This window comes from Patescibacteria group bacterium (genome assembly GCA_041651355.1).
Classification (GTDB): domain Bacteria; phylum Patescibacteriota; class Patescibacteriia; order Patescibacteriales; family UBA12465; genus JAPLVX01.
The window spans coordinates 867,054-881,714 of the sequence record JBAZJK010000001.1 but is presented as its reverse complement, the minus strand read 5'-3'; the positions used below and the strand labels follow the sequence as shown (position 1 = coordinate 881,714).

General features: G+C 42.5%; 11 protein-coding genes and 1 rRNA gene. All 12 read right to left on the bottom strand.

From position 1 onward, the window contains the following. Positions 1 to 2,750, bottom strand: a 23S ribosomal RNA gene (locus WC441_04505); the annotation flags it as partial. A 490-nt stretch (positions 2,751 to 3,240) separates the two neighbouring features. Continuing rightward, entirely contained in the window at positions 3,241 to 4,302 is a 1,062-nt protein-coding gene (locus WC441_04500) for a type IV pilus twitching motility protein PilT (GenBank protein ID MFA5163744.1), read from the bottom strand. A 39-nt stretch (positions 4,303 to 4,341) separates the two neighbouring features. Next, positions 4,342 to 5,034, bottom strand: a complete 693-nt coding sequence (gene rnc / locus WC441_04495) for a ribonuclease III (GenBank protein ID MFA5163743.1) — start codon at positions 5,032 to 5,034, stop codon at positions 4,342 to 4,344. A gap of 4 nt (positions 5,035 to 5,038) precedes the next feature. Beyond that, the gene (nusB, locus tag WC441_04490; protein ID MFA5163742.1) at positions 5,039 to 5,515 is read right to left on the bottom strand and encodes a transcription antitermination factor NusB; all 477 of its coding nucleotides are present in this window, start codon (positions 5,513 to 5,515) and stop codon (positions 5,039 to 5,041) included. 47 nt (positions 5,516 to 5,562) lie between these two features. After that, on the bottom strand, positions 5,563 to 5,766 hold the full coding sequence (gene rpmF / locus WC441_04485; protein MFA5163741.1) for a 50S ribosomal protein L32: 204 nt from the start codon (positions 5,764 to 5,766) through the stop codon (positions 5,563 to 5,565). Positions 5,767 to 5,850: 84 nt separating this feature from the next. Beyond that, positions 5,851 to 7,677, bottom strand: a complete 1,827-nt coding sequence (gene ftsH / locus WC441_04480; protein MFA5163740.1) for an ATP-dependent zinc metalloprotease FtsH — start codon at positions 7,675 to 7,677, stop codon at positions 5,851 to 5,853. A 90-nt stretch (positions 7,678 to 7,767) separates the two neighbouring features. Further along, complete coding sequence (locus WC441_04475) at positions 7,768 to 8,961, bottom strand: S1 RNA-binding domain-containing protein (protein MFA5163739.1); 1,194 nt, start codon at positions 8,959 to 8,961, stop codon at positions 7,768 to 7,770. A 158-nt stretch (positions 8,962 to 9,119) separates the two neighbouring features. Next, complete coding sequence (locus WC441_04470; protein ID MFA5163738.1) at positions 9,120 to 9,788, bottom strand: hypothetical protein; 669 nt, start codon at positions 9,786 to 9,788, stop codon at positions 9,120 to 9,122. Positions 9,789 to 10,003: 215 nt separating this feature from the next. Next, entirely contained in the window at positions 10,004 to 10,399 is a 396-nt protein-coding gene (locus tag WC441_04465) for a hypothetical protein (GenBank protein ID MFA5163737.1), read from the bottom strand. A gap of 173 nt (positions 10,400 to 10,572) precedes the next feature. After that, complete coding sequence (locus tag WC441_04460; GenBank protein ID MFA5163736.1) at positions 10,573 to 12,432, bottom strand: ribonuclease J; 1,860 nt, start codon at positions 12,430 to 12,432, stop codon at positions 10,573 to 10,575. Between the two features lie 118 nt (positions 12,433 to 12,550). After that, positions 12,551 to 14,404 carry a peptide ABC transporter substrate-binding protein gene (locus WC441_04455; GenBank protein ID MFA5163735.1) on the bottom strand — a complete coding sequence of 618 codons (1,854 nt, stop codon included), beginning with the start codon at positions 14,402 to 14,404 and terminating at the stop codon, positions 12,551 to 12,553. Between the two features lie 41 nt (positions 14,405 to 14,445). Further along, positions 14,446 to 14,658, bottom strand: a complete 213-nt coding sequence (gene secG / locus WC441_04450; GenBank protein ID MFA5163734.1) for a preprotein translocase subunit SecG — start codon at positions 14,656 to 14,658, stop codon at positions 14,446 to 14,448. Positions 14,659 to 14,661 lie beyond the last annotated feature (3 nt).

Below are 14,661 nucleotides of genomic sequence, written 5' to 3'. Positions count from 1 at the left end.
AGGAGACCGACCTGTCTTACGACGGTCTGAACCCAGCTCGCGTGCCGCTTTAATGGGCGAACAGCCCAACCCTTGGGAGCTTCTCCACCCCCAGGATGCGACGAGCCGACATCGAGGTGCCGAACCACGCCGTCGCTGTGGACGCTTGGGCGTGACTAGCCTGTTATCCCCGGAGTAGCTTTTATCCGATGAGCTTCCACCATCCTATATTGAATGGTCGGATCACTAAGTTCCGCTTTCGCGACTGCTCGACTGGTAGGTCTCGCAGTAAAGCTGGCTTATGCCTTTACACTATCTCCCGGGTTTCCATTCCGGGATAGCCAACCTTTGTAAACGCCTCCGTTACCTTTTGGGAGGCATCCGCCCCAGACAAACTACCCGCCAGACACTGTCCCTCGAAAATCTCGAGGTTAGAATTAAAAGCATACAAGGGTGGTATCTCACTGTTGCCCGAAGGCTCCCACCTATGCTGAACATGCATACCCCTAATTCAATATCAAGTTGTAGTAAAGCTTCACGGGGTCTTTTCGTCCGACTATGGTTAACGAGCATCTTTACTCGTCTTGCAATTTCACTGAGTCCTTCGTTGAGACAGTGCCCAAGTGGTTAAGCCATTCGTGCAGGTCGGAACTTACCCGACAAGGAATTTCGCTACCTTAGGACGATTATAGTTATCGCCGGCGTTCATCCGCGCTTGGATTCAAAGCTTCGCCTTACGGCTAACCTCTCCTCTTAACGTTCGGACACTGGCCAGGCATCACCCTCTATACATCCTCTTGCGAGTTAGCAGAGAGCTGTGTTTTTGATAAACAGTCCCTTGGGCTCTTTAGCTGCGGCCCCCTTGCGGAGGCAGGCCTTATCTCGAAATTACGGCCGCTGTTTTGCCGAGTTCCTTAACGAAGGTTCTCTCATACACCTGAGGCTTCTCGCCTCACCTACCTGTGTCGGTTTACGGTACGGTTACTGTATCCTTAGCCCTAGAAGATTTTCTGGACAGTTCTGCCACTTGAATTGCCTCTGCCTTGCGACTTCGACTTTTAACAATCCCTTGAAATGATGGATCCGGATTTACCTAGATCCTTTCTTGGAACAATTAACGTTCATATCATAGAACGCTCAAACTTTAGAACTGCGTCCCTCCATCGGAAAAATACAGTAGTGCTGGAATATTGACCAGCTTGGCCATCGACTGCACCCGCACTACACGGGTTTCGCCTTAGGACCGACTAACCCTGGGTCGATTCTCGTTGCCCAGGAAACCTTAGGTTTTCGGTGGGCGTGATTTTCACACGCCTTTTTGCTACTCATGCCAACATTCTCGCTTCTGTCCGCTCCACCACGCCTCGCGACGTGACTTCGACGCTGAACAGAATGCTCCTCTACCACTCCCTGAAATAAATCAGAGAATCCGCATCTTCGGTACTAGACTTAGCCCCGATAAATTTTCGGCGCGAAACAACTTGATTAGTGAGCTATTACGCTATCTTTAAAGGATGGCTGCTTCTAAGCCAACCTCCTAATTGTCAGTGTCACAACACCACCTTTCACACTTAGTCTAGATTTAGGGACCTTAAATTGCGGTCTGGACTGTTTTCCTTTTGACAACGGAGCTTAGCCCCCGCTGTCTGACTCCCGGATTACACCTGCAAGTATTCGGAGTTTGATTGAAGACGGTATCTTGCGACCCGCCCTCATCCAGTGCTCTACCCCCTGCAGTAAGCATCCGAGGCTAGCCCAAAAGCTATTTCGAGGAGAACCAGCTATTGCCGAGTTCGATTACAATTTCTGCGCTAACCACAGCTCATCCCAAAGTGTTGCACAACTTACGGGTTCGGTCCTCCCCCTGTCTTTCGACAGGGTTCAACCTGGCCATGGTTAGATCACCCGGCTTCGGGTCTTGTCCATGCGACGTGTACTTCACTTTAACGCACTAGTAAACTAATGCGTAAAAGCGAAGCACAATACGGGCTATTAACCCTCGCTTTCACTATACATGCTCGCCAAACGGCGATTATGTCAGCCACATAGAACAAACTCGTTGGCTCATTCTTCAATAGGCACGCCGTCACCCCGGTAAACCGAGGCTCCGACTCTTTGTAAGTATACGGTTTCAGGTACTATTTCACCTCCCTCAACGGGATGCTTTTCACCTTTCCCTCACGGTACTTGTTCACTATCGATCATAAAAAGTATTTAGCCTTGGGTCATAGTCGACCCTGCTTCCTACGGGATTTCTCGAGTCCCGCATTACTTGAGATCAGCAACCGTCAAGCAACAATCTTTTTTATTTACGGGGCTATCACCCTCTCTGGCCGAACTTTCCAGTTCGCTTCAACTAAAGACTGTTATTTTTTACTTGACCTTGTCTTATCTATGAGACAAACGTCGCTCTCTCGCAACCCCTAAAAAACATGTGGTCATAGAACCTTCAGAGTCCTTCCCGGTAAACCGGGTCAAACTCGCGGTAATTTAGGTTTAGGCTGTTCCCCTTTCGCTCGCCACTACTCAGGGAATATTCCGTCGATTGACGGCTTTTTTTATTTTCCTCCGGCTACTAAGATGTTTCAGTTCGCCGGGTCTTCCACCCGCTAAAAGCGGGTCATCCTGACTTCATCAGGATAGGTTTCCCCATTCGGAGATCTCCGGGTCAAAGGTTGCTTGCCATCTCACCGAAGCTTATCGCAGGCTGCTACGTCCTTCATCGTCTTTTTATGTCCAGGCATCCACCATATACTCTTATTGAGATTTTCCCACACTTTTGTTTTCAAATTTTACTTTGATAAAAGTTGGTGCATTCAGCAAATTGAATGCATAAATTCCTTCTTCCAGAAATTGCAAAATAAATGAAAGAAGAAATTAATCTTGTTTTTCTATTCTGGATTTATCCGTAGGTCAAACGAATAAATCCTATTCAATTATTAAAGTTCATCCTAAATGATTAGTTCTGAGCGCTAAATTTAACGCACAGAGTTCAATCATTTAAAATATAAAATCTTTTAAGGTCCAAAAAAACCGCGGGTGGCGGTTCCAAAATAATCGAAAAATAACAATTATTTTATAACCGCTTTAATTTAGACTTGATAAGATATTTATACATATTTTATTAAATTCTAGACTATCAGAAACTGCTAATAATTATATACTATTTAAAAAATGTGTCAAGAGTCAAAAAACCCCATAAAAATAGGGGTTTTTAAACATTATAGAAGACTAAAATAGGCCTGGAATAAAAGAATAAAATTAAGCTAATTCATTCGGGTTTTCCATCTGCCCCATAGCCACCTCTTTAGTAATCAAGCCTTGATGGAATAATTCTTGTAGATGCTTATCCAGAGTCATCATGCCGTCAGCTCCGCTAGTCTGGAGGACTGATCTCAATTGGGCAATCTTATTCTCTCTGATTAAGTTGGCTACCGCCGGGGTCTTAACCATAATTTCTCTCGCCGCCACCCGGCCACCGCCGATCTTCGGCAAAAGGCGTTGCGATATTACGCCGGCTAAAATCAAAGATAGCTGGGAGCGAACCTGATTCTGCTGATGGGGAGGGAATATATCTATGATCCGGTCGACTGTTTGGGCGGCATTAAAGGTATGGAGAGTCGCTAATACTAAATGGCCGGTTTCAGCGATGGTAATGGCGGCGGCAATAGTTTCCAAGTCACGCATTTCACCTATCATGATGACGTTCGGATCTTGGCGCAAGACATATTTCAAGCCTTTAGCAAAAGAGGACATATCAGAGCCAAGCTGACGCTGGGTGATAACGCTCTTATTAGATTTAAATAAAAATTCAATAGGATCCTCAAAAGTCACGATATTACAGCTACGATTATTATTAATATAATTTATCATCGCCGCTAGAGTAGTCGACTTGCCGCAACCGGTCGGACCAGTTAATAAAATTAAGCCTTGGGGCAGGTTCAATAAATCATAGACCACTTGAGGCATGCCAATCTGTTCTAAAGTCGGTTGTTCATCAGTTATCACGCGCGCCACCATCTTCATATTGCCTTTTTCATAAGACAAGTTAATACGAAAACGCAGATCATTCAAAGCATAACTGATATCCAGGTCTCTTTCCACAAAAAATTTAGTCTTCTGTTCTGGGCTAAGGAGCAAACCGACCGACTCCTGGAGCTCTTGCTCGTTGATTATTTCACCTTCGCCCTTCTTTTTTAAAATTTCATCTAAACTAAATAATTCGCCATCAACCCGAAAAATCGGCGGCAAACCAACAACTAGGTGCAAATCCGAAGCATTCCTGGTGGCGGCTAGCTGTAACAGATGTTTGATATCTAACATAAAGTTAAGATGAATTAATTTGTATATTTAAATATTGGATTACCAATTCATTTTTTTTAAACCCTTCTCGGCTGCCTGGACTTGCGCTTCCTGCTTAGAGGACCCCTTGCCGGTAGTCACCATTTTATCATTTAAATAAAGGCCAACTGTAAAATTCTTAGCGTGATCCGGGCCCTCTTCCTTAATAATTTCATAATGAGGAGTAACTCCAACCTCCTCCTGAGCTCTTTCTTGAAACCTGGACTTCGGGTCTAAATAAAGCTTATTCTGCAAAATGTCATCCAAGCGAACAATAATATTCTTATTGATAAATTTCTTAGCCGCTGCTAGCCCTTGATCCAAATAGATGGCACCAATTATCGCTTCAATGGCGTTGGCTAAGATATAATGCCGCGATTTCTTATTCTTATCTTTAGCTTCTCCTTTAGATAAATAGAGGTTGCCCTCGATTTCTAAATCCAGGGCGACATTATAAAGCATCTTGGCATTAACCAGGGCGGCGCGCCAATTCGTCAAATCACCCTCTGGAGTATCCAGGAAATTTAAATATAAATACTCGGTTACAATTATTTCTAAAACGGCGTCACCCAAAAATTCTAAACGCTCATTGTGGCCGGTTTGGCATTCAGGGTGTTCATTAAGATAAGAGCGGTGGATCAAGGCTTGGCGCAATAAAGCTTCATTCTTGAATTGCAAGCCTAAATTCTTTTGTAATTTAGATAGGCTATTCATAAAACTAAAGGCTTTGCCCGTCTTTACCGGGCGTAGAGACTGGCTCTTTCTTGCCACTCGCCTTCTTATCTTCAGGCAAATCATTGTATAAGGCTCCTAAAACGCCATTAACAAATTTCCCGGAAGAATCGCTGCCAAAACTTTTGGCCACCTCGATAGCTTCATTAATGGCTACTAGCGGTGGGGTGGCGGTATATAAAAGCTCAAAAATTCCCAAACGTAAAATATTCCTATCCAGGATAGTTATCTGATCTAGTGGCCACTCAGTAGCATATTTGCAAATATACTTATCAATCTCCGAGTGATTTTTAACCACGCCATCAACCAATTCGCTAACAAAGCCGTCATCATTAAAATCAGGAGCGAAATTCCTAAAATTACTAGCGATCAAATCTGCCAAGCTGTCCGCCTTTTTGCCATTAAAATCCCAAGCAAACAAGGTTTGCAAAGCTAGAGTGCGAGCTAAATGACGATTAGACATAAAGAGCTAAAGCAAAAGCCAAAGGTCAGTTTGGCTTTCGGCAAGGATTATTTTTTAGTCTTATTAACTTTCTTAGTTTTGGTCTTTACCGCTGCTCGGCCTTTATAGCTACCGCAGAAGGAGCAAACGGTATGAGGCTTCTTAGCGCTGCCACATTTTGGGCATTTATTCAGGACTACTTTCTTAAGAGCTAAATGAGCTCTACCCTTATGCGTAGCGGAATGGGTTTTTCTTTTTTTAGGATTAGGCATATTATTTATTTAAAAACTTGAAAATATTAAATTTTTCTAAAGTTTTAGCTATTTTTAGTATATCTTAAAACCAATATTAGTCAATCAGGCCTGCGGTTTAGGTCCAACCAAAGCCTCAAATTCATCTTTCTCTAAGGTTTCTTTAGTTAATAAGGCATTAACGATTCTTTCTAATTCTTCCTTGTGATCGCTAATTATTGTCTTGGCTCGATCGGAACCTTGTTTAATGAAATCGGCTATCTCTTCATCTATTTTCTCGGCTATCTTCTCGCTATAATCCCTTTGTTCATGTATTTCCCGTCCTAAGAATATCATTTCTTCTTTCTCGCCATAAGTACGCGGACCGAGGTGCTCGCTCATGCCGTAATCTGTGACTAAGGCCCTAGCCATGGCAGTGGCTCGACGTAAATCAGAAGTAGCGCCAGTCGTCACTTCCCCGAAGATTTCTTTTTCAGTTAGATGGCCGGCCAAAAGAACGGCTATCTCCTGGATAAATTCGGATTTAGGATGCATATGGCGGTCTTCAGTCGGAACTTTAAGAGTATAGCCTCCGGCCTGGCCACGAGCAATAATAGAAATCTTATGAACGGGATCGGCGGCGGGGAGAAAATGGGCGACCAAGGCGTGCCCGGCCTCATGATAGGCAGTTACTTTTTTCTCTTTTTCAGTAATGATACGGCTACGTCTTTCCGGCCCAATCATTACCTTCTCAATAGCTTCGAATAACTCAGTATTTTCAATAATCTTCTTATCCTGTCGCGCTGCCAAGATCGCCGCTTCGTTTAAAAGATTAGCTAGATCGGCTCCAGAAAAACCAGGAGTGCGTTCAGCAATTTTTCTCAGATCAACTTCTTTGGCTAGGGGTTTTTTTCGAGAATGAACCTGGAGAATCTCTTCTCTATCTTTTATATCCGGCAAGTCGATTACCACCTGGCGGTCAAAGCGCCCCGGACGAAGCAAGGCTGGATCTAGAACATCGGGCCGATTAGTGGCAGCGATTACGATGACATTATTAGTCGGCTCAAAACCGTCCATCTCTACCAGGATCTGGTTTAAGGTCTGTTCTCTCTCGTCATGAGATCCGCCGAGGCCAGCGCCACGGCGCCGACCGACAGCATCAATCTCGTCAATAAAGATAATGCAGGGAGAATTCTTTTTAGCTTTCTGGAATAAAGACCGAACCCTTGAAGCCCCTACTCCGACAAACATTTCCACAAATTCTGAACCGGAAATGTGAAAAAACGGAACGTTAGCTTCACCGGCCACACTACGAGATAACAAGGTCTTACCGGTTCCAGGTGCTCCTAATAACAGGACGCCTCGGGGTATCCTGGCCCCGAGATCGTGAAATTTTTTAGGGAAGCGCAAAAAATCTACCACTTCCTTCAGCTCTTCTTTGGCTTCTTTGGCTCCAGCAACATCTTTAAAGCTAACCTTGTCTTTTTGTTCCGGGCTGACTTCCTTAGCGTTTGATTGACCAAAGTTCATGGCCCGAGAATTCATTCCTTGCAAACCTCTCATAGTGAACATCATGAAAGCGATAATTAAGACAAAAGGAATGAGCACGGGCAAAATTAACCCCAACCAATAATTCCAACCGGAGTTTTCCTCAATCTGGATCTTAATCTCCCCGGTTTTAGATGGATCAACTTTAAAATTATTTAATAAGGCGGAGAAAGATTCTGTGCTTTCTTTCTTAACGACTTCTTTTTTTCCATCCTTAAGGGTGATATTTATCTTGTCGCCGTTAATCTTAACTTCTGAAATCTGTTGGTCATTAATCTGTTTGATCATCGTTTCCAGCCCGACTGTAGCTATTTCCTGGCGGCCGCCGCCAAAATAACTAAAAATACCGGCAATCACTAAAAACACCAGAAAGAAAATTAGAAAATTCTTGATTAAATTCTTCATAGACATAGTTAAGCCCTCATATTATATAATTTAAAGAGGGTTTTAGCAATTTAGCAAAAATCAGAAATAGGGGCAAAATGCCCCTATTACTTATTTTTTAGCTTTACTGGCGCTTTTTTTCTTTTCTTTCTTCTCTTCTTCTGGAGACTCATCCTCTGATTCAGCTAATTGTTCAGTGCTGGTTTCCTTCTGAGGGATACCGCTACCGGCTAATTTTAGACCGAGACGATGGTCGGCGATGGAAATATTTACTATCTCAAAATCAATTTCTTGTCCGGCCTGAAAGAGTTCGGTAATCTTGGCTTTAGGTTCTAAATTTAATTGGCTGATATGGGCTAAACCGTGGATTTCCTCATCCAGTTTAACAAACAGGCCGAAAGGGTTAACTTTCAAGATAACACCTTTGACTACCTGACCAGCTTTATATTTCTTGCTAGCTTCACGCCAAGGATCCTGTAATAACCTTTTAGCGCTTAAAAATATTTTAGCACCATCGATGCTTACGATTTCCGCCTTAACTTTATCACCAACCCTATATAGCTCATTTGGAGAATCTATCCTTTGCCAAGCTAATTCAGAAATATGGATCAAGCCTTCGATATTTTCGTCAAAGGAGATAAAGACACCAAAATTAGTGATGGCGGTTATTTTGCCGTCAACTACCTGACCCGGCTTATACTTATCTAAGGCTGGCTTCTGTTTCTTATTCCAAACATCTTTTTCGCTGAAAATAACCTTATCTTCTTCTATACTCAAATTCATCACATTCACTTCTAGGTCTTGGCCAACAAAAGATTTAAGCTTTTCCAAAATCTTGCTTTTATCACCTCCGGAAATGCGGGGATAATTTTCTGGAGCTAGTTGAGAAACAGGTAAAAAGCCGTTAATCTGGCAATAACGCACTAATAATCCACCCTTGTTAGCATCGATCACTCTAACCTTGACGATCGTCTTATCTTTGCCAGCTTGGCGCAGGGTTTCCCAGGCCTTCTCTTGGCCTACTTGGCGGAAGGATAATTCCAATTCACCTTTTTCATTTTCTTCTTCGATAACAGCGGCTTCAATTTCGTCGCCGATTTTTAAATTAGAAAATTCTTCAGCCTCATCATATAACTCGGGGCCGCGAACTACCCCCATTAAGACGCCATTAACGTCGAGCTTGACTTCAGCCTTAGAAGCTGAAACGACTCTCCCCTTGATAACATCACCAACCTGAGGGATGTTGATGTCGTCTTTTTCTAATAACTTAGAAAAATCATTGTTTTGATCTTGTATATCAGACATATTTTTATTTCATCTAATCCTTCTGAAAACAAAAAAATTAGACTTAACCTCTCTTCCTCCGGAAAGGCCTTCTAGCCACCTCGGCGGCCGCTTAAAAGAGCGACCGCCTACAAACTAGAAGATATCTTAAAGGTGAATATTTAATTTAATCTTACAAATTAAGCAACATTCTGAGTATTCTGCCACTGTTTCTTCTTATCGAACTCTTTTTGTATCTGTTTTTTAATGCTGTCAAAATCAGCACCTTGAGTGTTTATGCTATCATACTCTTCGGCAAATTGCTTGGCAATCTCTCTAACTTTATCTGGACCCAGGTCTGCATATTTATTCTTAACAAAATCTATCACATTTTTTGCCATCATCCTGTGTTCGGGGCTACCAACATCATCCATTAATTTTATAGCGGCCACTTCGCTCACGTTCTGAGATTTTAAGGTTTCCACCATCTTGTTGTCAGCCTTCAAGCTATTAACTGTTTTTTCTAGATGAATTTCCTTCTGATCGATGGGGGCTCCTAGATTCAGGATTTTTCCAAAAAATGATTTTCGATTGGTTTTTTGTAAACTAGCTAGCTCTTCTGATTTTGAGACTAAATCTTCGTTCATTTTAGCAAACAAGGAACCAACCACCTCTTTGTTGCTAGTGGGAGCCTCTGGCTTGCCTAGACTTTCAATATCCTTTAGAACGTTAGCATGTTGCTGAGCGATGGCCTCTTGAGCGGGTGCACCGCTAGCGATACGTTCGGCTTCTCTAACAACCTCATCGGCAGATGTCATAACCTCCTTTGAGTCTTCAGCGGTCTTTGGTTTTTCTAATGTAGTATCCATAGATTTATTTTCAAAATTCATAACTTTCACAATTTTAATTTACCAATTGTAATAAATTAAAAAATTTCTTAGTTTATAAAGAATAGCTTAATATATATAAATTAATCAATTTCACTACTAATAATAGCATAGGAACATAAAAAAGTCAAGAAAAAAAGCCCTTTATTCCTGGGGAATATCGGGCTCTTTACTTCAAAAATTAGATTGCGGCGGCTTTACCTCGGGATACCGGGCATAGCTACATAATTGTAGCAAACCACGCGGGATTCACCTTTCATTTCTGCCAGATCGAATCTGACTTTAAATTCAGGTTCAGCTACCCTCATGGCAACATCCGATTGAGTGAGGCTCGCCGGAATCATCCGGTTCATCCTGTTAGCCAGGATAAACTGGTCGCGGAGAGGGCCGTAGTCACGGAGGTGGGTTGGAGTATCAGCCCAGAATGTTCTCATCCTTGATGGACTTTCCATCAGAATGAAAAGAATTCTGGCTAATATTTGCCCTTCTTCTTCCGAGTATGCCGGGGATGTTTTCAGGTCCGCAATAGCGCGGTAATAGGGGCTGCCTGTAGGGCAATCAGTCTTGTTCTGCGGTTTGGCCTTGGTTTTCATGATACATGGATTTATTTTTGGTGAATATGATTTGAAAGATCAATTACATCTAATAATAGACGATTTATCATCATAACACACAAAGAAAAAAAAGTCAAGTCTTTTATGCACAATTGGCTAAATAAACAAAAAATCCTTTGATTTAAAGGATTTTTGTTTAATATTAGTAATTATTATACTTTTATAACCACCGGCAAAACCATCGGCCTTCTTTTAGTGGAGTTAAACAAGAACTGGCCAATATCATTTCTGATCTTATTCTTTATATAATCATCATCAGCCGCCGTCATCGGGTTCTTGTCTTTCACGATCTTTTTCACTCTCATCCTAGTTTTTTCAATTAAGTCCCTGTTCTCCTTCATGTAAACGAAGCCTCGAGAAATGATATCGGGATTGCCGATAATATCACCCGTGTGAGAGTCAATCGTGGCAATAATAACAATCATGCCGTCAGCCGACATCATCAAACGATCACGCAAGACAATATCGGAAACATCTCCCACACCTAAACCATCGACGAAGACGTAATCGGTGATTACTTTTTCTTTCGTTAAGGAACCCACAACCTTATTATCAATTTTCTTTAATTCAATCACTTGGCCGTTATCAGCCACAAAGATCTTATCTTTAGGGATCCCGACCTGCTCAGCTAGATCAGCATGGGCCTGAAGCATATAGTGATTGGCCTCGATGGGCATAAAAAATTCCGGCTTCAATAGGCGCATGGTCAATTTCAAGTCTTCCTGCTTAGCGTGGCCGCCAGCATGGATATCTAACATTTTATAATGGATGATCTTGGCTCCTTGGCGGACGACTTGATCCATTAGATTTTGAATACTGCGCTCATTGCCAGGGATAACCGAGGAAGAAAAAAGGACCGTGTCTCCCTTTTTAAGGCTGATAGCGCGATGTTCGCCAGTCACGACCCTATTTAAGAAAGCATTACTCTCTCCTTGGGCTCCAGTACCGATGATAATCACTTTATTGTCCGGCAGCTTATTAACTTCTTTATCATCAACCAAGATTTTGGGGTTGAATTTAAGGTAGCCTATCTGATGGGCCACTTCAACGTTAGAATTCATGCTCCGTCCCTGCAAACTGACTCGGCGGCCAAAGCGGGCAGCTAAATCCAGGATCTTCTGTACGCGACTCAACTGAGAAGCAAAGGTGCCGATAATAATCCGACCATCAATCTTTTCGAAAATCTTACCCATCTCTTCGCCGATATATGATTCTGATACTTGATAACCGGGATGAGTAGCATCGGTAGAATCAGACATCAATAATCTGACACCTTGAGCGCCTAGTTGTGCCATGCGGTTCAAGTCAGCTGGCTTATCATTGACTGGCGTAAAATCAATTTTGAAATCGCCAGTATGGACGACTGTGCCAACCGGGGTATGGATGATGGTGGCAAAACAATCCGGTATGGAGTGATTAACGCGCAGGAACTCTAAGTCGAAGCTGGCTCCTAATTTAATCCTTGTAGAATCATCGATTTCTTTTATCTTTAAAGTTGGCGCCGTCTTATATTCCTGGTGGCGCTTGCGTACTAGGCCAGCCGTCATCTTGCCCATAAACATGGGCGGATTACCGATCTCCCCCATTATATGGGGGATGCCTCCGATATGATCATAATGGCCGTGGGAAATAATTACGCCCCGGATCCAGTCTTTCTTATCCTTCAGATAGGAAACATTGGGGATGATATAATCAATGCCGGGCATATCTTCTTCGGGGAATTGCAAGCCCATGTCAATGATGATTATTTCTTTGTTATATTCAATTACTGTCATGTTGCGTCCGACCTCTTCCAAGCCGCCTAAACACATGACGCGTAGTTTTTCACCCGAGCCTTGGGGTTTGAATTGGTTCGAAACGTTCTTGAAACGATTGGTTGGATAGCGCTTCGGTGCTGTCGGCAGTTTTTGGTCATCACCAGCTAAGCCGCTGGTTTTAGTCGTGCCGCTGGTCGCTGGTTTATACACTGAAAAACCACGACGACCGGGGAAATTGCTTTTTTTGTTAATCATGAGAAAAATAGAATTTAAGAATAGCCAAAACTGGACACTACCAGAGCTATAAAAAATTCTCTTGTTTAATTTAAATTGTTAGAGTAAAAATTTCAAAAATATGAAATATTCTGGTTAGCTACCAGACTAGTTTTTTCTTGGTTTTTAAATACCAATCATCGATTGAAGAGAAACGATCAGCGGGGTCGACGATGGCCTCACCCTGGAAGCCCTTGAGCTTCTTGGTATGAACATAAGAATACCCGGGATTGTATAAAAATATGGCCGGAATATCGCTAACGATTAATTCCTGCAGTTTGCGGTATTGAGCTAAACGGCTATCATAATCTAAATTAGCTCGGCCACTCTCTAAAATCTTATCTGCCTCAGATGAATTATAGTTGGCCAGGTTAAGACCCTTATCTCCCGCCTGAGAAGAATGCCAGAAAGCATAGATATCCGGATCAGCGCCCGTCTGCTCTCCATAAAGAAGAGCCTGATAATTCTTATCACGGATAAGCTCGCTACTTACCGCCTCAGGAGAGACGAATTCTAAAGCAACCTTAACGCCGATTTTCTCCCAATCGGATTTAATCTTTTGAGCGACTAATTGATTCTCGCTGGTATCGACTGCACTGAGTTTTAATTCCAAACTACCGACCTCGGTGCTACTGGTTTTTTTGGCACCACGGCCGCTGACTGTAGTTACGGTTAAAGCTTCTTTCAATAAATTAGCCGCTGTCTCGGAATTATATTCTGGCACGTTTAAATCAGGCTTATAAAAAGGGCTAGAAACCGGGATCGGGCCGTTTAGAACCCAAGCGGAGTCCCCAAAAATATCACTAATTAAAGCCTGGCGATCTATTCCTTGCAACAAAGCCTGGCGGATCTTGGCATTAGCTAAAGATTTATTCTGGGCCTGATTCAGGAAAATCGCTTTGATCTTAGGTAATTTAAGCTCATGGAAAACCAAAGAATTCTGAGCCAACAATTCTTTTCTAAATTCTAGAGGAATATAGCTTAAGCCGTCGACCTGGCCATCATTAAAAGCGCTCACCAACTCATTTATATCAGGAAAAAACTCAAAGACGATATTTTCCAAGTAAGGCGGCCGATCGTAATAATCATCATTTCTCTCTAGGCGGTATTCCTTAATCCGGCCGTTCTTATTCTTACTTAAAGATTGGAATTTGAAAGGTCCAGAGCCGATCGGCTTCAAATTTAATTCAGAAACGGTGGCCGCCGAGGGTCCGACATTAGACCAGACATGTTCCGGTAAAATTCCGAAGGTTAGAGAGTTAGCAAAAGCAGCATAAGACTGAGGTAAGATGAATTTGACGGTTAAGTCGTCTATTTTTTCAATACTGACGCCATCAAGACTAGACCTGAGAGCAGAACGGAATTCCGGATCTTGGATTAGAGCGAAAGTAAAAATAACATCATCGGCGTCCAGAGATTCATGGTCGTGCCATTTTACCCCCTCCTTAAGCTTAACCGTATACTCTTTCCCGTCTGGGCTCAGCTCCATATTAGCAGCTAAATCAGGCCTTAATCTGCCCTGGCTGTCATAACTAAACAAACGGGAATAAATTAAATAGCTCAGGTCGCTGTCAACATCCCGATTAGAGGCATAGAGAGGATTTATGGTCTTAGGATAACCAACCACGCCTTCGCTATACTCGCCGCCACTGGCCGGACTTAAAACGAGGTGCTTATTATAAAAACGCCAAGCTAAAAAAATAGCATTTATCAAGATAACTAAAACACAAATCTTGATAATCAGATTCTCCTTAGGATTTAAAAATTTCTTCAGATGTTGAAGCTGGCGTTGGTTCGGAATCTTGCTCGGCGCCAAGGTATAAACTAGCTGCTGATTGATTTCAATAGGCAACTCTGGGCTTTTTCGACGTCCCAAAAGCCGCCAAAAAAAAGACGGGAAACGTTTCAACAACTTTCTGGAATTAGAAATAGTTTTATTTAAGAGAGGAGACACAAAAATATTTTAAGAAGAAAGAAGCCCGTCTCCGCTGGGTCTTAAAGAATAAGACTAGCAAAAGAGACTAGGAAAAAGAGAACCGCTAAAATAATAGTAGCGATGAATAATTTTTTTTCTACACCGCGCTTGGTTAAATAAACTCCACTAGACCCGCCAAAAGCGCTACCCAAACCAGTGCCTCGATTTTGCAACAAAATAGAGATGATCAAGAGAACAGAAATAACGATTTGGGCGATTTTTATCCAAAACATATG

What these genes read in the sequence shown, in the direction of transcription:
- WC441_04470 (MFA5163738.1), bottom strand. Translation starts at nt 9,788, where the DNA reads ATGGATACTACATTAGAAAAACCAAAGACCGCTGAAGACTCAAAGGAG.
- WC441_04500 (MFA5163744.1), bottom strand. Translation starts at nt 4,302, where the DNA reads ATGTTAGATATCAAACATCTGTTACAGCTAGCCGCCACCAGGAATGCT.
- WC441_04460 (MFA5163736.1), bottom strand. Translation starts at nt 12,432, where the DNA reads ATGATTAACAAAAAAAGCAATTTCCCCGGTCGTCGTGGTTTTTCAGTG.
- ftsH (MFA5163740.1), bottom strand. Translation starts at nt 7,677, where the DNA reads ATGAAGAATTTAATCAAGAATTTTCTAATTTTCTTTCTGGTGTTTTTA.
- rnc (MFA5163743.1), bottom strand. Translation starts at nt 5,034, where the DNA reads ATGAATAGCCTATCTAAATTACAAAAGAATTTAGGCTTGCAATTCAAG.
- WC441_04465 (MFA5163737.1), bottom strand. Translation starts at nt 10,399, where the DNA reads ATGAAAACCAAGGCCAAACCGCAGAACAAGACTGATTGCCCTACAGGC.
- nusB (MFA5163742.1), bottom strand. Translation starts at nt 5,515, where the DNA reads ATGTCTAATCGTCATTTAGCTCGCACTCTAGCTTTGCAAACCTTGTTT.
- WC441_04475 (MFA5163739.1), bottom strand. Translation starts at nt 8,961, where the DNA reads ATGTCTGATATACAAGATCAAAACAATGATTTTTCTAAGTTATTAGAA.
- rpmF (MFA5163741.1), bottom strand. Translation starts at nt 5,766, where the DNA reads ATGCCTAATCCTAAAAAAAGAAAAACCCATTCCGCTACGCATAAGGGT.
- secG (MFA5163734.1), bottom strand. Translation starts at nt 14,658, where the DNA reads ATGTTTTGGATAAAAATCGCCCAAATCGTTATTTCTGTTCTCTTGATC.